Origin of the sequence: Fictibacillus sp. BK138 (genome assembly GCF_004216955.1) — a bacterium.
Taxonomy (GTDB): Bacteria; Bacillota; Bacilli; order Bacillales; family Fictibacillaceae; genus Fictibacillus.
Genome location: NZ_SGXL01000001.1, coordinates 2,077,519 through 2,100,284 on the forward strand (window position 1 = coordinate 2,077,519; position 22,766 = coordinate 2,100,284).

18 protein-coding genes are annotated in these 22,766 nt (G+C 41.2%); 1 reads left to right on the forward strand and 17 read right to left on the reverse strand.

Going from position 1 to position 22,766, the window contains the following annotated elements; translation table 11 throughout:
• Positions 1-9: 9 nt before the first annotated feature.
• From priA to EV282_RS10290, 6 genes are all read right to left on the reverse strand, one after another.
• Positions 10-2,418: a primosomal protein N' gene (priA, locus tag EV282_RS10265; RefSeq protein ID WP_130295732.1), complete on the reverse strand. Its 2,409-nt coding sequence runs from the start codon at positions 2,416-2,418 to the stop codon at positions 10-12.
• Complete coding sequence (gene coaBC, locus EV282_RS10270; RefSeq protein WP_130296954.1) at positions 2,415-3,626, reverse strand: bifunctional phosphopantothenoylcysteine decarboxylase/phosphopantothenate--cysteine ligase CoaBC; 1,212 nt, start codon at positions 3,624-3,626, stop codon at positions 2,415-2,417. The genes priA and coaBC overlap by 4 nt, the downstream gene beginning before the upstream one ends.
• Positions 3,627-3,876: 250 nt before the next feature.
• A complete protein-coding gene (gene rpoZ, locus EV282_RS10275) occupies positions 3,877-4,083 on the reverse strand; it encodes a DNA-directed RNA polymerase subunit omega (RefSeq protein ID WP_130295733.1) in 207 nt (68 codons plus the stop codon).
• The gene (gene gmk / locus EV282_RS10280) at positions 4,083-4,700 is read right to left on the reverse strand and encodes a guanylate kinase (protein WP_130295734.1); all 618 of its coding nucleotides are present in this window, start codon (positions 4,698-4,700) and stop codon (positions 4,083-4,085) included. The genes rpoZ and gmk overlap by 1 nt, the downstream gene beginning before the upstream one ends.
• Before the next feature lie 15 nt (positions 4,701-4,715).
• Positions 4,716-4,973 (reverse strand): extracellular matrix/biofilm regulator RemA, encoded by a 258-nt coding sequence (gene remA / locus EV282_RS10285; protein WP_066240628.1) that lies wholly within the window; start codon positions 4,971-4,973, stop codon positions 4,716-4,718.
• Between the two features lie 591 nt (positions 4,974-5,564).
• Positions 5,565-8,237, reverse strand: coding sequence for a calcium-translocating P-type ATPase, SERCA-type (locus EV282_RS10290; RefSeq protein ID WP_130295735.1), 2,673 nt, complete (start codon positions 8,235-8,237; stop codon positions 5,565-5,567).
• Positions 8,238-8,334: 97 nt separating this feature from the next.
• On the opposite strand from EV282_RS10290, the gene EV282_RS10295 reads away from it, so the two are divergent.
• Positions 8,335-10,044 (forward strand): Rqc2 family fibronectin-binding protein, encoded by a 1,710-nt coding sequence (locus EV282_RS10295; protein WP_130295736.1) that lies wholly within the window; start codon positions 8,335-8,337, stop codon positions 10,042-10,044.
• Positions 10,045-10,259: 215 nt separating this feature from the next.
• Here EV282_RS10295 and EV282_RS10300 read toward each other — a convergent pair whose 3' ends face one another.
• From EV282_RS10300 to pyrR, 11 genes are all read right to left on the reverse strand, one after another.
• Positions 10,260-10,919 carry a class I SAM-dependent methyltransferase gene (locus EV282_RS10300; RefSeq protein ID WP_242611915.1) on the reverse strand — a complete coding sequence of 220 codons (660 nt, stop codon included), beginning with the start codon at positions 10,917-10,919 and terminating at the stop codon, positions 10,260-10,262.
• A 30-nt stretch (positions 10,920-10,949) separates the two neighbouring features.
• Entirely contained in the window at positions 10,950-11,588 is a 639-nt protein-coding gene (gene pyrE / locus EV282_RS10305) for an orotate phosphoribosyltransferase (RefSeq protein WP_130295738.1), read from the reverse strand.
• Positions 11,557-12,291, reverse strand: coding sequence for an orotidine-5'-phosphate decarboxylase (gene pyrF, locus EV282_RS10310; RefSeq protein WP_130295739.1), 735 nt, complete (start codon positions 12,289-12,291; stop codon positions 11,557-11,559). The genes pyrE and pyrF overlap by 32 nt, the downstream gene beginning before the upstream one ends.
• Entirely contained in the window at positions 12,264-13,202 is a 939-nt protein-coding gene (locus EV282_RS10315) for a dihydroorotate dehydrogenase (protein ID WP_130295740.1), read from the reverse strand. Before EV282_RS10315 ends, pyrF begins: the two co-directional genes overlap by 28 nt.
• Positions 13,199-13,969 carry a dihydroorotate dehydrogenase electron transfer subunit gene (locus EV282_RS10320; RefSeq protein WP_130295741.1) on the reverse strand — a complete coding sequence of 257 codons (771 nt, stop codon included), beginning with the start codon at positions 13,967-13,969 and terminating at the stop codon, positions 13,199-13,201. The genes EV282_RS10315 and EV282_RS10320 overlap by 4 nt, the downstream gene beginning before the upstream one ends.
• Positions 13,966-17,172 carry a carbamoyl-phosphate synthase large subunit gene (gene carB / locus EV282_RS10325; RefSeq protein ID WP_130295742.1) on the reverse strand — a complete coding sequence of 1,069 codons (3,207 nt, stop codon included), beginning with the start codon at positions 17,170-17,172 and terminating at the stop codon, positions 13,966-13,968. The genes EV282_RS10320 and carB overlap by 4 nt, the downstream gene beginning before the upstream one ends.
• On the reverse strand, positions 17,165-18,262 hold the full coding sequence (locus EV282_RS10330; RefSeq protein WP_130295743.1) for a carbamoyl phosphate synthase small subunit: 1,098 nt from the start codon (positions 18,260-18,262) through the stop codon (positions 17,165-17,167). Before EV282_RS10330 ends, carB begins: the two co-directional genes overlap by 8 nt.
• On the reverse strand, positions 18,259-19,551 hold the full coding sequence (locus EV282_RS10335; RefSeq protein ID WP_130295744.1) for a dihydroorotase: 1,293 nt from the start codon (positions 19,549-19,551) through the stop codon (positions 18,259-18,261). Before EV282_RS10335 ends, EV282_RS10330 begins: the two co-directional genes overlap by 4 nt.
• Positions 19,526-20,446 (reverse strand): aspartate carbamoyltransferase catalytic subunit, encoded by a 921-nt coding sequence (locus EV282_RS10340; protein WP_130295745.1) that lies wholly within the window; start codon positions 20,444-20,446, stop codon positions 19,526-19,528. The genes EV282_RS10335 and EV282_RS10340 overlap by 26 nt, the downstream gene beginning before the upstream one ends.
• Before the next feature lie 126 nt (positions 20,447-20,572).
• Positions 20,573-21,892 (reverse strand): solute carrier family 23 protein, encoded by a 1,320-nt coding sequence (locus EV282_RS10345; protein WP_130295746.1) that lies wholly within the window; start codon positions 21,890-21,892, stop codon positions 20,573-20,575.
• 160 nt (positions 21,893-22,052) lie between these two features.
• Positions 22,053-22,595 (reverse strand): bifunctional pyr operon transcriptional regulator/uracil phosphoribosyltransferase PyrR, encoded by a 543-nt coding sequence (gene pyrR / locus EV282_RS10350; RefSeq protein WP_066289231.1) that lies wholly within the window; start codon positions 22,593-22,595, stop codon positions 22,053-22,055.
• Positions 22,596-22,766 lie beyond the last annotated feature (171 nt).

Below are 22,766 nucleotides of genomic sequence, written 5' to 3' on the forward strand. Positions count from 1 at the left end.
TCCTAACTGCTACATGAGTGTCTGGGCATTCAACTCCCCAGTAATCTGCAGATCTTTTATACTTTTATCTTTTTGAAAATGAGCGATTATTTCTTCAAACCAGCTTCTCAGCTCTGGTTCATTTTTGTATTTTATCATTACCTGGTATCGATATCTATCCTTCACACGCGCTATCGGTGATGTAACAGGACCAAGCATGAGACTCTCAGGTGACAGTCTTTTTGACAGAAAGCTTGCTGCCTTTTCACTTGCTTCAACAACCTGCATCAATTCCAAATGACTAAAGGTTAGAAGACCCAAATAATAAAATGGCGGGTATTGATGCAGTTTCCTTGTTTTCATTTCATGATTATAAAAACTGAGATAATCATGCTGTGAAGCCAGCTGGATACTGTAATGTTCAACGTCATATCCTTGTACAATAACTTTCCCTTCCAGCTCATGTCTACCTGCACGGCCACTCACTTGTGTAAGCAGCTGAAATGTTTTTTCTGACGCTCTGAAATCCGGGAGATGCAGCATCGTATCAGCAGCCAAAACGCCGACTAATGTTACCATAGGGAAATCGAGTCCCTTTGCGATCATCTGTGTCCCAAGCAAAATATCTGCTTCACCGTTCCCAAAAGAAGTTAGCAGTTTTTCATGGCTTCCTTTTTTTGAAGTCGTATCAACGTCCATCCTAATCACTCGAGCTTCAGGCAGAACTTTAGCAAGCTCTTCTTCTACCTTTTGTGTTCCTGTTCCAAAAAACCGAATATGTTCTGAGGAACACGAAGGACAAGATGAAGGGGTACTCTCTTTATAACCGCAATAATGGCATTTTAATTCACCATATCTTTTATGATAGGTTAAAGAAATATCGCAATGGGGACATTGAGCTACATATCCGCAATCTCTGCACAAAATGAAGGATGCATAGCCGCGCCGGTTAAGAAAAAGAACAGATTGCTCTCCTTTTTCAATTCCCGCTTTTAGTTTTTCCATTAATTCATTAGAAAACATGGAGCGGTTTCCGTTCTTCAGCTCATCCCTCATATCTACAATGGTCACTTCTGGCATCGGATTTGAATGAACACGGGAACTTAGTTCAGCAAGTTTGTAGCGCCCTTTTTGTGCTCTTGCATAAGTTTCCAAAGCCGGTGTTGCACTTCCAAGTATAATCGGGCAAGAATGATACTTTCCTCGCCAGATTGCTACATCTCTTGCATGATAGCGTGGATGATCTTCTTGTTTATAGCTTGATTCATGTTCCTCGTCTATGATGACGATTCCTAAATTTTCAAAAGGTGCGAAAACTGCAGATCGAGCGCCAACAACGACGGAAACTTCTTTCCGAAGAATCTTTCGCCATTCATCATATTTCTCTCCGATAGATAAAGCACTGTGCAATACGGCAACAGAGCTTCCGAAACGCCCTTTAAATCTGTTCACCATCTGAGGTGTGAGTGAGATCTCAGGAACCAAAACGATAGCTTCCTTCCCTTTATCAAGGACAGACTGAATAGATTGAAGGTAGATCTCTGTCTTTCCGCTACCGGTAACACCATGCACAAGTATGGTTTGATGTTCATTGTTTTCGATAGAATCTAAAATCGGAGTGATGGCATTTTGCTGGTTTTCTGTCAAAGGAAGCGGTTCTGTTTGTATTATGTTTCTCCCCTGGAAAGGGTCTCTGTATACTTCCTTTTCTTCCATATAAACAGCACCTTTTTTACAAAGCGACTGAACGGAAGATAGGGAAGCACCTGTCTCATGAAGAATTTCCTGCAGGGAATATTCGCCTGGCGGTCTGCTTAAAAGCTCTGAAATGACAGCCATTTGTTTTTCGGCTCTTTTCCCATTCTGTTTCAGTAGCTCTTCGGCATTCGTTTTGTCTGCCAGTGAAACAAATTTAACCTTCTTTTTATTAGCTTTGTCCTTTACTTTATAGACAACATCCAAAACACCTGTTTTTGTCAGTTCCTGAAGTTCCTTGAGCAGATGAGAGTGATTTTTTGTTACTTCGTTTAAACTAAGTTCCCCACTCCCCGAAAAAAGGACAGACATTTCCTCTGATAACATTTCCTGCCGAAGCAATGTGAAAAACTTTTCATACGTTGCTTTCATTGCTGCAGGAAGCATCGCCTGATAAGCAGTGATATAAAAACTAAGCGTGTTCTCTGCCAGCCATTGGCCCAAATCTATTAGTTCCGGTGTAAGAACAGGAAGAGGATCGAGTATTTCTGAGATGTTTTTTGTACCTTTTACAGAAGACGATTGTTTTATGGCTAAAATGAATCCTTGCAGTTTTCTTGGTCCAAACGGAACGATCACTCGCATACCAGGTTCTGCCCAATTTTCCAACTCGGGAGGAACCTTATAATCAAACGTCTTATTGACACTTCCTGAAGGGACATCAACAACGACTGCCGCGATCATCGTTTCATCATTTCCATCACTTCTTCAAGTATTTCATGCGCTGCTTGTTCTTTTGATAGGATAGGCAGCGGCCGTTTGGAGCCATCTTTTTTAATCATGATAATTTCGTTTGTATCACTTCCAAATCCCGATCCTTCTTTTGATACATCGTTCCCAACTACCATGTCCAGATTCTTTCTTACTAATTTATCTTTTGCATAGTCTTCAAGATTTTCAGTTTCCGCAGCAAATCCAACGAGAATCTGATGTTCTTTTCTCTCACCGAGCTCTTTTAAAATATCATCTGTTTTCTTAAGTTCAATCGTCCACGTATCATTCTTTTTCTTGAACTTATTTGCATGGACGGTAACAGGTGTATAGTCTGCTACGGCTGCGCATTTGATGACGATATCTTGCTTCCCGTATAGACTGATTGCTTTATCAAACATTTCTTTTGCCGAAATGACTCTTTCAACTTGTACTCCTGATGGAACTTCAAGAGACGTAGGACCCGTTACTAATGTTACGTCTGCTCCAAGTTTTTTTGCTGCAGAAGCAATCGCATATCCCATCTTTCCTGAGGAATGGTTTGTAAAATAACGGACTGGATCCAATTCTTCTCGTGTAGGACCAGCTGTTACCATGACATTCTTTCCTTGAAGAGGCAGGTATTGATCTTCTTTTTTCTCCTTAAAGTACATATGGACAGCATCTATGAGTTCCTCTGGTTCAACAAGCCTTCCTTTTCCAATCCACCCGCAAGCAAGAAGCCCTTCATTCGGCTCTATAAATCTCCATCCGAATGAAGCAAGAGTTTCCATGTTCTTTTTTACAGCTGGATGATTAAACATATTTACATTCATAGCAGGTGCGATCAGCACATCTGCTTTTGTTGCCAGTAATGTCGTTGAGAGCATATCGTCCGCGATGCCGTTTGCAAGTTTCCCGATAACATTTGCAGTAGCAGGAGCTATCAATACAAGATCAGCCCAGTCTGCAATTTCGATATGACTGACAACTGCAGGTTCTTTTTCTTCAAACGTATCTGTATATACGGCTTGTCTTGTCAGTGTTTGAAAGGTTAAAGGTGTAATGAATTTCTGGGCAGACTCTGTGAGTATTACTTTCACTTCATATCCGCTTTGATATAATTTACTTGCCACGGGAGCTGCTTTATAGGCAGCGATTCCGCCTGAAACAGCAAGCAATATTTTTTTCTTTTCCATAATAAACCCCTTCCGCCGCACATTTACTTAACAATTCACATCTATTTTACAGCATTTATATGTATTAAAAAACTTTATGAAGTTTTATAAAGAGAACTCTACTGACGACAAGCCTTTCGCGTCAGCCTTAGTTGGGATTTAAACTTATTTTGCCGTGCCAAAAACAATCTTGTTACTAGTTCTGCTTTCAGAAAGCAGAACAAAAAAATAACAACCTTTAGACAAGGTTGTATATTTTTTCAGGCTCTATATATTAATCAGCAGGTGTTTCCCCAACTTTTGTTAAGATACCAGATTGAATTTCTTCAAGTGCTTTACCAACAAACTTATGTGATACCGGTTTAGCGATCTGCTGGTTGTCATGCTTTTGAATTTCTCTCGCACGTTTTGAACTAAGTGTTACAAGAGAGTATTTTGAGTCTATCTTTTCCATAAGAGAATCGATGGATGGATATAGCATTATTGGTCATCTCCTAAAATTTTTTGGTATTTCGGACGTACTCTGTCTACACGGCAATGTTCTGTTGTAATGATCGCTTTAATACGGTTACAAGCTGATTCGATCTCATCATTTACTACAGAATAGTCATAGTGCTTCATAAGCTCTATTTCTTCTTTGGCCACTGACATACGATTGTTAATCAAATCTTCTGTTTCAGTGCCCCGTCCGACAATACGGCTTCTTAGTTCATCAAGACTAGGTGGTGTTAAGAAGATAAATACACCTTCTGGAAAAATATTTTTCACTTGAAGTGCACCTTGAACTTCAATCTCTAAAATTACGTCCTTGCCTTCATCAAGTGTGCGGTTCACATATTCGATCGGCGTTCCATAATAGTTGCCGACATATTCTGCCCACTCTAGCAATTCTTTATTTTCAATCATGCGTAAAAACTCTTCTTTTGATTTAAAGAAGTATTCTACCCCATGTCGTTCGCCTTCACGCGGCTGCCTTGTCGTAGCTGAGACCGAATATTGAATATCCAGCTTTTGTTCTCGAAGCGCCTTACAAACAGTACCCTTTCCTACACCAGAAGGGCCGGAAAGCACAAACAGAATGCCTCTTTCTTTTTCCATATAAACCTCCACAACCTAACTTTCTTCTGAGCCCTCATCAACTGACATCAATCTGTGAGCCACAGTTTCTGGCTGTACAGCCGACAGAATGACATGATCACTGTCGGTCACAACGACCGCTCTCGTTCTGCGGCCATATGTAGCATCAATCAGCATGTTCTTTTCTCTTGCGACCGTGATTAATCGTTTTATCGGTGCAGATTCTGGACTGACTACCGCAATAATCCGGTGAGCAGCAACAATATTTCCGTAACCAATATTAATTAATTTCATCTTTAACCGCCCCTAACCTGCTACTATTCTAGCCAAATGGAATAACGGGTCATACGCTAATTGCATGATATTGTGAAAAACTGTACACATGTTCCTATATTTTAGCACACAAAACCGAGAATCTAAACAATTTTCCCTTATTTTGAGGAAATATCGTGAAAATTAGTAAATGACTCTTTTGAGAGAGTAGTTCTTGAAAGCCGCTATATTTAGTTGAAGGCGGTAAAGTTTATGAATTGCTCGTAATGTCAGGGAATCGGTAGTGAATTTTGAGAACCGCTCGTAAAACCCTGAAAACCGCTCGTAAATCCTGAAAACCGCTCGTAAAACCCTGAGAACCGCTCGTAAATCCTGAAAACCGCTCGTAAATCCTGAAAACCGCTCGTAAATCCTGAGAACCGCTCGTAAATCCTGAGAACCGCTCGTAAATCCTGAGAACCGCTCGTAAATCCTGAGAACCGCTCGTAAATCTTTCGAGGCGAGCATAAATCTTCCCGGGCGAGCATAGTCGAGCAAATCCTATCAGAATTTACTTGTTTTTAGAAAAACAAACGAAGCTGGCTCCTAAAAAAGTGAGCCAGCTCTCTCTTTTTACCTTATTTCCCTTTTAAACAGCTGAAAACCTGCTAAAGCAAAAGTTGGTATAGATGCCATGCCTAATACGAGCAGCCATTGTCTTAGGGACAGCGAAACTGTGTGGAAAATCTCTTGTAACGGCGGGACGTACATTACTACAAGCAGCAATAGAATCGATGAGATGACTGCTAGAACGAGATATCCGTTTTGGAACGGGTTTCTGTGGAAAACGGAACGTTCACTTCTGCAGTCAAACACATGAATTAATTGCGCCATAACCAATGTTGCAAATGCCACTGACTGTGCCACGATCAGCTGATCTGGATTTTCTTTTAACGTTACCCAGAATGCTAGAATCGTTGCTGCACCGATTAAGAACCCGCGTGAAACGATTTTCCATCCAAGACCTCTTGAGAAAACCCCTTCTTTTGCCTGCCGCGGTTTTCGTCTCATTACATCTTCTTCCGCCTGATCCACACCTAAAGCCATTGCAGGCAATCCGTCTGTTACGAGATTCACCCATAATATTTGAATCGGTACTAGCGGTAAAGGCAGTCCCATGATCATCGCGAAAAGCATAACAAGAATCTCACCAACGTTGGAAGCTAATAGATATCGAATAAACTTACGGATATTTTCATAAATGTTTCTTCCTTCTTCAATAGCGGAACGAATGGTTGCGAAGTTATCATCTCCAAGCACAAGAGAAGAAGCTTCTTTCGCTACATCTGTTCCGGTGATCCCCATTGCAATTCCGATATTCGCCGACTTAATGGCAGGCGCGTCATTCACACCGTCCCCTGTCATCGCAACCACATGGCCTTTTCTCTGCAGAGACTTTACGATTTTTAATTTATGTTCAGGAGATACACGTGCATACACGTATACATTCTCTGAAACTTTGTCCAGTTCTTCGTCATTAAGCTGCGCTAACTCTGCCCCTTCCATGACTCGGCCGCCTTCAGGGAGCATGTTCAGTTTTTTGGCGATGCTCGCTGCAGTTACTACATGGTCACCTGTGATCATAATCGTTTTAATCCCTGCTGTCTGGCAGTCTCTTATACTTTCTTCTACTTCTGGACGAGGCGGATCCATCATGCCTTGAAGTCCGACAAAAGTCAGGCTTCTTTCTGCAAAAGAGGCTTGTGCGTAATATTCCCCTTCTTTAAGTGGCCGAACAGCAACAGCAATCGTTCTCAAAGCTTGACTTCCTAATGCATAGATCGCTTCTTTAATGCGTTCTTTATGAGCCTGCTTGATTAACTGTTTCTTATCGTCCCATACAATGTAATCACTTTTTTCCATTAAAACGTCAGGAGCACCTTTTACAACGAGCATCTGATTTCCTTCTGTATCCTGAACAATGACACTCATCATTTTTCTTGTTGAATCAAAAGGAAACTCATGCTGAATCGTAAATTGTTCACTTAAAGATTCTTTTGTAATACCAGCTTTATAGGCACTGACTAATAAAGCCGTTTCCGTTGGATCTCCAACTTCAATAAAAGAACCATTGTTACCTTCTTCAAGAGTAGCGTTATTACAAAGAGCAGCATAAGCTAGAACTTCTGTAAGCTTATCTCCTCGTTTACCGTCTTCATTTATTCCTGATCCTGCGACTTCGAAACCATCTTCAGTTACGGACCAAGTTCTGCCCTGTGACCAGATACGGGTTACCGTCATCTTATTTTGTGTAAGTGTTCCTGTTTTGTCTGAACAGATCACAGTAGCACATCCAAGTGTTTCAACTGAAGGAAGCTTACGGACAATCGCTCGTTTACGGATCATCTTTTGCACACCTAGCGCGAGAGCAATCGTAACAATAGCTGGCAGCCCTTCAGGAATAGCTGCTACGGCAAGTGAAACCCCTGCTAGAATCATGCTGTAAAGATCGTGCCCCTGCAAAACCCCAGCTAGTACAACAAGAACGGTTAACAACAACGCAAGAGCGATTAAAATTTTTCCGAGCTGTTCAAGTTTCATCTGAAGAGGAGTTGCCAAGTTCTCTGCAGATTGAATTAAGTGAGCGATCTTCCCCATTTCAGTCTTCATGCCAGTTGCTACTACGATTCCTTGTCCCGTCCCGCGAGTTACCATCGTTCCCATAAATGCCATGTTATCCTGGTCCCCAAGTGTAAGCTCGTCTGCAGTTAAAATATTGTTATGTTTTTGAGCAGGAACGGATTCACCCGTTAAAGCAGACTCTTCGATTTGAAGGCCTGATGTTTTGAGCAAGCGAATGTCTGCTCCAACTCTGTCACCACTTTTAATTTTAACTACATCACCTGTAACCACGTCTTTTGCTGCGATTGAAACCCATTTTCCTTCTCTTAAAACCTGTGCAGTGGGCGCGGATAATTCTTTCAGAGAAGCAAGAGATTTCTCTGCTTTTCTTTCCTGAATAAACCCTAGTATCCCATTCATCACAACGATTAAGATAATTGCAATCGCATCCAGATACTCACCTAAAAAACCTGACAACAATGTTGCTGCCAAAAGAACGAGTACCATAAAGTCCTTAAACTGTGCCAGGAACATTAGAATAGCAGACTGCTTCTTTCCTTCTTCTAACTGATTGGGTCCATCAAGCTTCAACCTTTTTTCTTGCTCATTCTTCGTTAGACCTTCATCTAACCTGCTGTTGAGTATTGATTCAATTTCGTCTTGCGGCAGCTGGTACCAATTCATAGCTTCCACCTCTAATAAGATTAGTTAAAGCCATTTATATGCAGGCATGTCCGCAAAAATGCTATACTATGAATCAGAAATAAGAGGTGAACCTATCATGAGTTTTGATGGAATAATGACACGTGCTGTAACTGCTGAACTTCAGGAGACTTTAACATCCGGACGAATTTCAAAAGTTTATCAGCCGCATAAAACAGATCTTGTATTTACCATTCGTTCAAACGGAAAAAATCATAAGTTATTAATATCCGCAAATCCATCATTTGCACGGATACATCTAACAGAACACCAATACGAAAATCCTGACACTCCACCTATGTTTTGTATGCTGCTCAGAAAACATCTAGAAGGTGCTTTTATTGAAAAAATCGAACAGCTTGATGTGGAACGAATTATAAAGATAACCGTAAAAAACAGAGATGAAATTGGAGATGAGACCACAAAAGTACTTTATGTGGAAATCATGGGAAGGCACTCAAATATTATTTTGACTGATGAAAAATCCGAGAAAATAATAGACAGCATTAAACATATTCCTAGTTTCCAAAACAGGCATAGAACCGTCCTTCCCGGTTTTACGTATTTGCTTCCTCCTGCTCAGGAAAAAATTGACCCATTTTCTATTTCGGAGAAAGAAGCATTTATTTCTAAGATTTCTTGGAATGAAGGAAAATTGGACAAACAGCTTGTTGCCAGATTCAGCGGTTTCTCGCCTTTAATCGCTAAAGAAATACTAGAACGTGCCGGCTTATCTATTAAAGAACAAGTAGCTGACGCTTTTTTATCAGTAATGAACCAACTGGCAGAAAAACGTTATGAACCGCAGATGATCACTAATGAGAAGAAAGAGTACTTCTCTGTCATTTCTTTAACTCATATTGATGGAGAAGTTCGCCCTTTTGAAACAGTCAGTAAGCTTCTGGACCGTTTCTTTTATGGAAAAGCTGACCGTGATCGTATAAAACAACAGGCGAACGATCTTGAGAAATACCTTTCTAATGAGTATGAAAAGATTATTAAAAAGATCGGAAAACTTGAAAAAGAACTCGAACAAACCGTCAATGCTGAAGAATATCAGCGTAAAGGAGAACTTCTTACTGCATACATGTATATGGCTAAAAAAGGCGATAAAACAATTGAAGTTGAGGATTATTTCAGTGAAGACCAGCCTTTAGTTAAAATCGAACTTGATCCTCTAAAAACACCAGCTGAAAATGCCCAAAGCTATTTTAAAAAATATGGAAAACTAAAAAAATCGGTTTCTATCATTAAAGATCAGATTGAAAAATCCAAGAACGAACTTCTCTATTTTGAGCGTCTCATCGTTCAGATGGATTCTGCATCGATGAAAGATGTTGAGGAAATACGAGAAGAACTTGGTGAAGGCGGTTATTTAAAACATCGTCAGAGCAAACAAAAGAAAAAACAAAACCAAGCACCACAGCCTGAAAAATTCATCTCTAGTGATGGAACTGAAATACTAGTCGGAAAGAACAATAAACAAAACGATTATTTAACATTTAAACTATCCCGCGCAAACGAAACTTGGCTTCATACAAAAGATATCCCGGGGTCACACGTACTAATACGTTCAGCTGAACCAAGTGAAACAGATATAAAAGAAGCTGCAGTATTAGCAGGATTTTACAGCAAAGCAAAAAATTCCAGTTCCGTACCTGTTGATTTCACGCTTGTAAAGCATGTTAAGAAACCTAGCGGAGCAAAACCGGGATTTGTAATCTATGATAATCAGCAGACTTTGTATGTAACACCTGATGAAGATCTTGTTTTCAAGCTAAAAAAGTAAGTTTTCGTTACCTTGTTGTATTTGAAAGAGTTGATTTCCGCTCCAGGTACTCGCTTTCCGCGGGGCGGGCGGTGAGCCTCCTGGCGCTTTGCGCCTTCAGGAGTCTCACCTGTCCCACTCGTCCCGCAGGAGTCTCGCACCTTGCGCTCCAATCAACTTGTCAATGAAGTATTTTCAAAATAATCATTAAGTCAAAAGAGCAGGACCGCTATTGATTAGCTGTCCTGCTCTTTTTTTGCCTTGCTTATAATGGCAAGTCCGCCGAGTACTTCTTTATGTGTGACCTCTGTAAAATGAAGTTCTTCGAGCAATGCAGTCATTTCATCTGTCGTGTATCGGTGTCTTCTTGTACTGACATTCGACCATTTCAATAATGCCGTTCTCTCAAAACCAGAAATATCATTTTCTTTAGCGTACTGAGCAGCAGTTTCTTGACTCATCTTTTCGCTTGGATTCAGCATGGCGATAAATCCGTCTTTTTTCAACACACGATTTATTTCCTTGATACCCTTTGACGGATCCGGCAATAAAAACATCACGCAAGTAGACAGTGCTAGATGAAATGAATCATCTTCAAAAGGCAGCTTTTCTGCATCCGCTACTATAAACTCGCTCTTTCCGCTTAGTTCATGGTAGAAAAATTGCTGAATGCTCGCTTTCACCATTTCTGATGAAAGATCAACCCCTACAAGTTTGTTTGCTTCTTCCGCTCCTCGGAGCAACAACCTGCCTGTTCCGCAACCAACATCTAAAATGTCTTTATCTTCCCAAGAACCAGTCGTTTCTTTCAAAGTATCATGAACATTTTTTAGCCACGATGTTCGAGCCATGCTATCAAAAAATGATACTAGCTCATCAAATTCTTCCCCGTTCATTTTTCTCAAAATCGTATTCTCCTTAGAAAACTATTTGGAAAAAGTGGCCGCTCCCCAATTTTCAGGGTCTTGCTGCCATTCTTTTAATAAAGAAAGCCCTTGTTCACTAATCGTTCCACTTTCTTGTGCTTCCTTTATTAATGTACTAAAATTTGTGACCGTTTGGAAGGAAAGACCTTCTTTATCGAAAGCTTCTGAGCCTTTTTTAAGTCCGTAGCTGAATATTGCCGCTACACCTAATACTTCCACTCCAGCTTCTTGAAGTGCCTGACAGGCTTGAATGGAGCTTTTACCAGTAGATATTAAGTCTTCGACAACAACTGCTTTTTTCGTTTTTTCTGTAAGACCTTCGATCTGTTTCCCTTTGCCATGCGCTTTAGCACTCGATCTTACGTAGCACATGGGTAAATTCATTTGGTCTGCAACGAATGCAGCATGCGGGATTCCAGCAGTAGCTGTACCAGCAATAACATCGACTTCGGGATAATACTTTTTGATTAGCGTTACTAACTCTTCTGCAACTTGTCTGCGCAGTTCAGGATAAGCGAGAATCAGCCTGTTATCACAATAAATTGGAGATTTCATTCCTGAAGACCATGTGTATGGTTCCTCTGGTGAAAGTGTAACAGCTTTGATATTAAGCAAATGTTTTGCGATTGTTGTTTTCATAGCTTTCTCTCCATTCGTTTAAAATTTCTTGATAAGTGTCAACTGGCTGTTCCGATTGAGTGATGCTTCTTCCGATAACCATAAAATCCGAACCCATCCTAGCTGCTTCTGCAGGCGTCGCAATCCTCGCTTGATCGTGAGTATCTGCCCCTTGTGGTCTTATGCCTGGTGTTACGGTTAGAAAATCGGCTCCGCAACGTTTTTTAATGTGACTTGCTTCTTGAACAGAGCAGACTACTCCGTCTAATCCCGAATCCTTTGCTAGCTTTGCATAATGAGCAACACAGTCGTTTAAGCTTGTATCTTTTATTAACAGTTCATCATTCAGTACTTTCTCAGTCGTACTCGTTAGTTGAGTAACGGCGATCAATTTAGTGTGATGAGCACCAGCTGCCAACAGACCATCTTTGGCAGCTTTCAGCATCGCAGTCCCCCCTGCAGCATGTACGTTGACCATATCAACATTCAGCCCTCCAAGGACTTTCATTGCTTTATGAACGGTCGTCGGAATATCATGAAGCTTTAAGTCCAGGAAAATACGAAAGTTTCTTTCTTTAAGCCATTTGATAAACGATGGTCCTTCTGCATAAAAAAGTTCCATTCCTACTTTTACGTAGGGTGATCGTCCTTCAAAACTTGATAGAAACTCTTTTGCTTTATCGGCATTCTCAAAGTCTAACGCGATGATAACGGGGTTTTCCATTGCCTCAAACTCCTTCCAGTCATTTCACTGATTTGTTCGACGCCTATTTCATCTAACAGCTCGGGAAGTTTCTCAATAATTTCCGGACAGACATATGGGTTTACAAAGTTTGCCGTTCCAACTGCAACAGCGGAAGCTCCCGCTGACATCATTTCCATAACATCCTCAGCTGAACTTACGCCACCCATCCCTATAATTGGCAGCGAAACTTTTTGGCTCACCTCGTAGATCATGCGGATTGCTACCGGTTTGATCGCTGGTCCGGAAAGACCGCCTGTCTTGTTAGCCAGAATGGGGCTTCCTGTTCTCCAATCAAGCTTCATGCCCACAAGCGTGTTGATCATAGATAAACCGTCAGCTCCTGCGTCTTCCACGGCTTCAGCCATCTCTGTGATATTTGATACGTTCGGAGAAAGCTTAACGTATACAGGTTTTTCAGAGACACTTTTCACTTTTCTAGTTAAATCAGCAGCAGATCTATAATGAGTTCCGAACTGGATTCCGCCCTCTTTAACATTGGGACAAGAAATATTCAATTCTACCGCAGATACTAGTGGTGAAGCTGAGATTTGCTTCGTCACTTCTATATACTCTTCTTCAGTCGATCCCGCAATGTTTGCAAGGATGGGAATGTTATAAGGCTCTAACGCAGGAAGTTCATTTTCAATAATTCCTTTAACCCCCGGGTTTTGAAGCCCTATTGCATTCAACATACCGCTTTCGGTTTCCGCTACACGGGGTGTAGGATTTCCAAACCTTCCTTCTAAAGTTGCTGCCTTTATCGTGATCCCGCCTAAAAGGCTTAAGTCATACCATTTTGCGTATTCTTTTCCGAACCCAAAACAACCTGATGCTGGGAGGATTGGATTTTTCATGTTCAATCCTGGCAACGAAACACTTAACCGGCTCATAAAACAACCTCCCCCATTTTAAAGACTGGCCCATCGCTGCAAATTTTCACGTAGCCTGATTGTCTGGTTTCAGTCGGGCAGACACATGCGAAACAAGCTCCTATACCACAGCCCATTCTTTCTTCTAAAGAGATGAATCCATTTAATCCCGCTGCTTTTTGTTCAACTGCTTTGAGCATGACAGCAGGTCCAACCGAATAGATGACCGGTTCCTCTGAAATAAGCTGATCCATAGCATCAGTTACAAACCCTTTAATGCCAAGAGTTCCATCAACGGTCGTAACGATTGTTTCTCCTATTTCTTGAAACTTTTCAATATAAAAGCTGTCTTCAAGAGATTGATATCCTAAGATGAATGTAACTTTCATCCCTTTTTCTCTTAGTTTCTTGCCTAGATAATAGAGTGGAGGTACGCCTATGCCGCCTCCAATAAGCAATGCTGATTTCCCTTCATCTATGGATTCAACCGAAAAGCCGTTTCCTAAAGGACCTAGTACATCAACAAACTCACCCGTTTGTTTTTGGCTTAGTTGTTTTGTTCCCTCTCCTTGCGCTCTATACAAGAGTGTGACTTCTTCTTTCTCTAGATCAACATCACAGATTGAGAGCGGACGTCGCAACAGTTTTGATGTGTGTTTTCCGACACTGACATGGAGAAACTGACCAGGTACAGTCATTGTTGCTGTACCAGGGCCAGTCAGTTTCATCTCAAAGATGTTGCGTGCAATTTCCGTATTAGAAGTAATGCTTAACAAATGTTTCTTCATACGAGCACCTTTTCATTTTTTGTGAAGGATGATAGGGCATGAGCTGAGAAGGAAATGGATTCAAGAACTTCTAGTAATGCTACTGATGTATCCAGGTTTGTCAGACAAACCACTCCGTTTTCAGCACACTCTCTTCTGATTCTGAAACCGTCTCTTGCAGGAATCTTTCCTTTCGTCAGTGTGTTTACAACGAACTGTGCTTCACCTTTTCGGATGACATCCAGCAAGTTTCTTCCTGCAGAACCGATTTTGCCGACTACATCTACTGGAATTCCTTCTTTTTCGATGATGCTTGCAGTTCCTTCTGTTGCCATAATGGTGTAGCCGATCTCGTAAAATCTCTTTACCATTTCAAGGGCTTCAGCTTTATCTTTATCTGCAACTGTAAAGAGTACAGTTCCGTAAGCCGGAATCTTCATTCCAGAGGCGATAAGTCCTTTGTAGAGCGCTTTTTGTAAATTCTTATCTCTTCCCATTACTTCCCCAGTTGATTTCATTTCAGGTCCTAAATACGTATCGACCCTGCGCAGTTTGGCAAAGGAGAACACCGGAACTTTAACGGAAACCTCATCAGCTTCCTTTTGATAGCCTGTTTCATATCCTTGTTTCTTTAAGCATTCACCTAAGATGACTTTTGTTGCGACGTTCGCCATCGGTACACCTGTGATCTTGCTTAAGAATGGAACTGTGCGGCTGGAGCGAGGATTCACTTCAAGTACGTAAACCTCATCCTTATGCCAAACAAACTGGATATTCAAGAGACCGACTATATTTAAGCCTTTTGCAATAGAAATCGTTCTGTCGATAATTTTTTGTTTAATCTCTTCAGGCAGTGTTTGTGGAGGATAGACGGCGATTGAATCACCTGAGTGAACACCTGCTCGTTCAATATGCTCCATCATTCCCGGGATAAAGACGTCGGTTCCGTCAGAAATCGCGTCAACTTCAATCTCTTTCCCTTCAAGGTATCTGTCTACTAAAACAGGGTGATCAGGGTTAACTCGAGCTGCATTCTCCATATATTGCAGAAGTTCGCTTTCTTGATAAACAATCTCCATCGCGCGTCCGCCAAGTACATAAGAAGGACGGACGAGCACCGGATAACCGATTGATGATGCTATAGCTACCGCGTCTGTTACTGAAAAAGCAGTTTTACCTGCAGGTTGAGGAATACTAAGCTTCTGCATCACTTTTTCAAAACGTTCTCTGTCTTCTGCCAGATCCATACTGTCGAGGGAAGTTCCAAGAATTTTGATTCCTCTTCTCTCAAGCTCTTCAGAAAGGTTGATCGCTGTTTGTCCCCCAAACTGCACAATCACTCCTTCTGGCTTTTCATGCTGAATTACATGCATAACATCTTCTACAGTCAGCGGCTCAAAATAAAGCTTGTCAGACATACTAAAGTCTGTAGAAACTGTTTCAGGGTTATTATTAATGATGATGGCTTCATAACCTGCTTCTTGAATGGCCCATACTGTGTGAACTGTTGCATAGTCGAATTCAATTCCCTGTCCGATTCTGATCGGCCCAGAACCTAATACCACTACACTCTTTTTATCTGTGATGACAGACTCATCTTCTTCACCATATGTTCCGTAGTAGTAAGGTGTAGCTGATTCGAATTCTGCTGCACAAGTGTCTACCATCTTAAAAATCGGCATGATGTTTTCGTTTTGTCTGAATTTATACAGCTCGTATTCATCCATATCCCATGCTTCTGCAATCCATCTGTCACTGAATCCTTTTTCTTTAGCTTTTTGTAGGATCCCAGCATCATGCTTACGTTCTTTCACTCTGTCTTCAAGCAGAATAATTCCGTGCAGTTTTTCAAGGAAGAAAAGATCTATCTTCGTCCATTCATGAATTTGTTCAACTGTGATTCCCATTCTGAATGCTTCTGCTATATAGAATAACCTTTCATCATCAGCTCTCAGAATTTTTTCTTCTACTTCTGATTCTGTAAGATTTTTTTCTTTCACTTCCAGGTGGAAAGCTGAAATTTCAAGAGAGCGCACTGCTTTTAGAAGTGATTCTTCAAAGTTGCGGCCGATCGCCATAACCTCTCCTGTTGCCTTCATTTGTGTTCCTAGTTTTCGGTTTGCACCTTCGAACTTATCAAATGGCCATCTTGGAATCTTAGTTACGATATAATCAAGTGCAGGTTCAAAACAAGCATAAGTTGTGCCTGTTACCGGGTTTTTAACTTCATCCAATGTATAGCCTACAGCGATCTTAGCTGCCAGCTTTGCGATCGGATAACCAGTAGCTTTTGAAGCTAATGCTGATGAACGGCTCACCCGTGGATTTACTTCGATTACATAATATTGTGAGCTATCTGGATCAAGTGCCAGCTGAACGTTGCAGCCGCCTTCTATTTTTAATGCTCTGATTATTTTTAATGAGGCGTTCCGTAGCAGTTGATAGTCTCTGTCTGTTAACGTTTGACTCGGTGCAACAACGATTGAATCTCCTGTATGGATTCCCACTGGATCAATGTTTTCCATGTTACATACAACGATAGCAGTGTCGTTCTTATCTCTCATCACTTCATATTCAATTTCTTTAAAACCAGCGATACTCTTTTCGATCAAAACTTGTCCAACTGGGCTTGCATGCAGTCCTGCTGGTGTGATCTCTAGAAACTCTTCTTCATCATTTACGATGCCGCCCCCAGTTCCACCAAGTGTAAAGGCTGGACGAATAATCACCGGGTATCCATGTTCTTCAACAAACTTCCTTGCTTCATCCATGTTATGCACAATCGCACTTTCAGGAACTGGCTCATTCAGTTCTCTCATTAATTCTCTGAATAGATCGCGGTCTTCTGCCTGCTGAATGGAAGGAAGTTTTGTACCTAATAGTTCCACGTTATATTCTTCTAAAATACCGGAATTGTCGAGCTCGACTGCCATGTTAAGACCCGTTTGTCCTCCAAGTGTTGCAAGAAGACCATCTGGTCGTTCCTGACGGATAATTCTTGATACAAACTCAAGTGTTAAAGGTTCGATGTATACTTTATCTGCCATGTTCGGGTCTGTCATAATCGTTGCCGGATTTGAGTTTACTAATACAACTTCATATCCTTCTTCTTTTAATGCTTGGCAAGCTTGTGTTCCTGCATAATCAAACTCCGCTGCTTGTCCAATTACAATCGGCCCTGATCCAATAACTAAAATTTTTCGAATATCATGTCGTTTAGGCATTCTGCATCAAACCTTCTTTCTTTGTTGTTTTTATCATGTTCATGAAGTCATCAAAGATTGGATTCGAATCTTGTGGTCCAGGTGACGCTTCAGGATGATATTGGATAGAAAAAGCGGGTTTCACTTTATGTTTCAATCCTTCAACTGTTCTATCATTTACAGCCTGATGTGTAAGTTCCAAAGTGGTGTTCATTAATGAATCCTCAGTAACCGCGTAACCGTGGTTTTGTGAAGTCAGCGCAATCTTACCTGTCTTAAGATCCCTTACAGGATGATTCGATCCGCGATGGCCAAATTTCAGCTTTTCTGTATTACCGCCGCAAGCTAGAGCGAGAAGCTGGTGACCTAAGCAGATTCCTAAGATCGGAATGTTATAGCTTAAAAGTTCCTGTATCATCGTGATTCCTTCAGGGACATCTTTTGGATCTCCAGGTCCGTTACTGAGAAGAACACCGTCTGGCTGTAAGCGGATGATATCAGCTGCTGGCGTATTATAAGGGACAACGATAACATCACATAATCTTCTTGATAATTCTCTCAACATACCTGTTTTTACTCCAAAATCTACAACAACCACTCTATTTCCGCTGTTCGGAAGGTGATACGGTGATTTCGTCGAAACTTTTGATACTTGATCAGTTGTTAAAGGTGATGCGTTCATTTCATCAATGATTTCTTTAGCATTTTCAATCGTATTGGACAATCTTCCCTTTAAAGTCCCATGCTGTCTGATTTTTCTTGTTAACTTTCTTGTATCTATTCCGTAAAGTCCGGGAATATCTTTAGCCGTTAGCCAGCTGCTTAACGATTGAATTCCTTCATGATGATTAGGAAACTCCGCATGTTCGTTTACAATGATACCGCTTGCCGCTGGGCGTATAGATTCATAATCTGAACGGTTGATGCCATAATTCCCTACTAGCGGATATGTGAAAGTAATGATTTGGTCACAGTATGAAGGATCTGTCAGAACTTCCTGATAGCCTGTCATACTCGTTGTAAAAACAACCTCTCCACTCGATTCACGGTTTGATCCAAATGCTAATCCATTGAAAATTGTGCCATCTTCTAAAATTAAATAACGTTTCATACGAAGCTCTCCTCCTTGTTGTAAACAAGCTTTCCTTCAAAAATTGTTGCGATTGGCCACCCTTTGCATACTCGTCCATCAAATGGTGTATTTTTACCTTTAGATACAAATGCTTTTGCATCGATCGCTTCTTCTCTGTTCAAATCTACGACTGTTAAATCAGCTTTTGCTCCTTCTAAAAGTGTTCCGAATGGAAGCTTAAAGCTCTCAGCGGGCTTTCTGGTCATCATGTCCACTAGCTCTTGCAATGTAAGAACTTCCTTATTTAAAACAAGTTCAGTGTAGAGAAGCGGAAAAGCTGTTTCCAGTCCAACAATGCCAAACGGTGCAAGTTCAACATCCTGTTTTTTCTCTTCAGCACTGTGGGGAGCATGGTCAGTTGCGATAAAGTCAATCGTCCCTTCTTTTAAACCTTGTATCAATGCCTCCCGGTCACTTTCGCTTCTTAAAGGCGGATTCATCTTATAATGAGTGTCATTACTCTTAATGTCTTTATCACTTAAGATCAAATGATGAGGTGTAACTTCTGCTGTTACTTTAATTCCTGCACGTTTTGCGTCTTTTATGACTCTAACGGATTCTTTTGTACTTACATGGCACACATGATACCTAGCGTTTGCTGCTTCAGCGAGCAGTACATCACGTGCAATATGCACAGATTCACTTACAGACGGTATGCCAGGCAAGCCTTCCTTTTCAGTGAATTGCCCTTCATGGAATGCCCCTCCTTTAGGAAGGAGTGTGTTGTCTTCACAATGAGCAACAATTACTGTATTGTACTTGCTTGCTTCTTTCATGGCCTTTAGCATCATACCTGCAGACTGAACACCTACTCCATCATCAGTAAATGCAAAGGCTCCTTTTTCTAATAGCCCGCTAAAATCGGTTAATTCTTTTCCTATCTGGCGAGTAGTGATTGATGCATATGGCAAGACTCTGCAGGACGCCGTTTCTTTAATTCTTTTCTGAACAAATTCCATCGTTTCTATCGTATCCGGAACAGGGCGTGTATTCGGCATTGCCGCAAGAGTTGTATAGCCTCCTTTTACAGCCGCTTTTGTTCCAGTCTCAATCGTTTCTTTATGTTCACCGCCTGGCTCTCTTAAATGAACATGCAGATCTACAAAACCAGGTGTAACAAGTCTTCCTTCTGCTTCGAAAACTTCATGCTGATCATTGGAAATGTTCTTTTCAATCTTCTTAATCACATCTTTTTCAATCAGGATATCTGTTTTGATCAAATTGTTATTCCCGTCTAAAATGCTAGCGTTTTTCAATAAATAACCCATTGTTCTCCGCCTCCTGGTTTGTTTTTAGTGTCCAATTAAGCACGGCCATTCGGATGTATACTCCATTTTGAACCTGCTTAAATATTCTGGAACGATCACATTCCACAAGTTCATCCGCTATTTCAACTCCACGGTTTACTGGAGCCGGATGCATGATAATGCTGTGTTCTTTCATTCTTCTTTCGCGTTCGATTGTTAAGCCATAATGCTGGTGATATTCTTCCTTTGTCAGCAGCATACTCGCGCTGTGCCTTTCATGCTGAATTCTTAGCATCATTACTACATCAGCCACTTCCACTGCTTCATCCATCGGAATGAAATCATCTTTCCATTCATCAACAAACCATTCTTCAGGTCCAGAAAATAGCACTCTTGCACCCATTTTCCGCAGAACTTCCGCATTCGAGCGGGCAACTCGGCTGTGAAGAATATCTCCAACAATGACCACCGTTAACCCCTGTATGACGATAAATTCTTGTTGAATCGTTAATAGATCTAAAAGTGATTGTGTCGGATGATTGCCGCATCCATCACCTGCATTGATAATCGGCACGTTTATTTTTTCAGCTAAGCCATCAAAGTAGCGGTCTTCAGGATGCCTGATCACAAAACCTGAAACCCCGATTTCTTCAAGTGTTCGTAAGGTGTCATAAAGTGTTTCTCCTTTTTGAACACTTGATCCGCTTACTTCAACATTCATCGGCTTCATACCAAGCCTGTGTTCAGCAGCTTCAAAACTAAACCTAGTTCTCGTACTTGGCTCAAAAAATAAATTTGCGATCAGCTTCTGATCAAAGGCTGTTTCTTTTTTACCGCCTTTAAATTCTTCAGCAAGATTTAAAATGTACTGGATGTCTTCGATAGACAATTCATTCATTGATAGCAGATGATTCATCCAAAACTCTCCTTTTACATAAAAATAGCACCCTGAAAGTTTTTCAGGGTGCTCTTAACAAAAGAATCATCGTTCTCTTATTAATGTTCACCCTTTTAAGTCTCTCGTACTTAATTAAAAGGTGTATTATGCAGCTGTGTCGTTTCCGTTCGTTTTAAACATCTTTTTCATTAATTCTTTATCATCTTCTTTGCCTGGCAGTACCAGGTTCAAGAAGATTCCGATCAATGTTGCGAGTGCCATTCCAGCAATCTCAAAGTTTGCATTAATCTTAAGTGCCGCTCCTCCGATTCCAGTTACAAGAATGACAGATGAGATGATCAAGTTTCTTTTATTACCAAAGTCGATGTTGTTATCGACAAGCATTCTTAATCCAGAAGAAGCGATGATTCCAAACAAGAGGATCGATACTCCTCCCATTACAGCAGTGGGAATCGTGCTGATTAAGGCTGTTACTTTCCCCGAGAATCCGAACAGGATGGCTGTCACTGCAGCACCACCTATTACGAAAACCGAGTAAACTCGAGTGATTGCTAATACTCCAATGTTTTCACCGTAAGTTGTTACTGGCGGTCCACCGATCATGGATCCGATCATTACTCCGATTCCATCTCCTAAGATGGAGCGATGAAGACCAGGCTTTTCAATAAAGTTACGTCCTACTACTTTTGATAGTACAAGCTGGTGTCCGATATGTTCAGCAATCGTTACTGCTGCAACAGGCATCATGATCATCGCAATACTCCAAGAAAAATCAGGTGTATATGTTACAAACGGTATGATGAAATCAGGAGCTTGTATCCATTTTGCTTCTGCCACTTTTGTAAAGTCTACAAGGCCTCTAAAGTAGGCGAACGTATAACCAGCGATTATTCCGATTAAGATCGGGATGATTCCTAAAATTCCTCTAAAAAAGATGGAGCAAATGATTGTCACTGCCAGTGTGAACAGGGCAACTGTAAAGTGAGTTAAGCTGTAGTTTTCAGTTCCGGGTACATTCATTGCCATTCCTACAGCAACATTTGCAAGTCCAAGCCCGATTACGATAATAACAGGTCCGACTACTACTGGAGGCAGAATGCGCATCAGCCATTTAAACCCAAAGCCTTTAATGAGCAGTGCGACTACTCCGTATACGAGACCTGCAAGGAAGCTTCCGAGCATTGCTGCCTCAGGACCGCCAAACGCTTTTACAGTTAAGATCGGTGTTATAAAAGCAAAGCTCGATCCTAAGTAAGCTGGAATCTGTCCTCTTGTTACTAAAAGATACGCGAGCGTTGCAAGTCCGCTCGATACAAGTGCTACACCAGGATGAAGTCCTACTAAGAACGGTACCAGCACTGTTGCACCGAACATTGCGAATAAGTGCTGCAGGCTTAATGTAAGCCATTGAACCGGTGATGGTTTTTCATGTACATCTAAAACTGCTTTCGTATTGTTTTCCATTTTGAATGACCTCCCATTTTAAAAAGCTTTCTTTTCATAAAAAAACCTCTCTTGCTTTAGCAAAAGAGGCCGTGGAGGCACACGCACACACAGGTTCCCTGTATTGCACGCGCTTAACACCTCCCTTGCCAGCCTCTCTGGACTGAATTTAAAGGGACAATTATTTATTTGTTGAGATAGCTACTTCATCAAGTCCATCCACTTCGATCAGTGAAGCTGAAATTACTTCTTCACTTGAAGTTGGAACGTTTTTACCAACATAGTCTGCTCTGATCGGCAGTTCCCGATGTCCTCTGTCAATTAACACTGCAAGCTGAATGCTGGAAGCTCGTCCAAGATCCATAATGGCATCCATTGCAGCTCTCACCGTTCTTCCTGTATAAAGAACATCATCTACTAAGATGATTTTTTTGTCTGATACTTCTACAGGAATGTCAGTTCCTTTTAGCTCAGGCTCCTGATTTTCCGTCTTGATTCTCAGATCGTCCCTGTAGAGCGTAATATCAATCACTCCTACTGAAACTGCATTACCTTCAATTTGTTCGATTCTTTCAGCAAGTCTTTTTGCAAGAAACTCACCTCGGGTTTTTATGCCGGCTAATACGATGTTCTTGACTCCTTTATTTCGCTCGATAATTTCATGAGCAATTCGAGTCAACGCTCTTCTAATTGCCTGGTCATCCATTAAAACTGTCTTTGACATAATGCACCCTCCCTTTTTCCAAGTTTCCTTTAACCGTCATCGTTTGCAAAGGTTTTTGTAAACCGTGTTGCTATAAGAAGAAGTTGATTTCCGCTTCAGATGCTCGCTTTCCGCGGGGCGTGCGGTGAGCCTCCCTATCGCTTCGCACTGACAGGGTCTCACCTGTCCCGC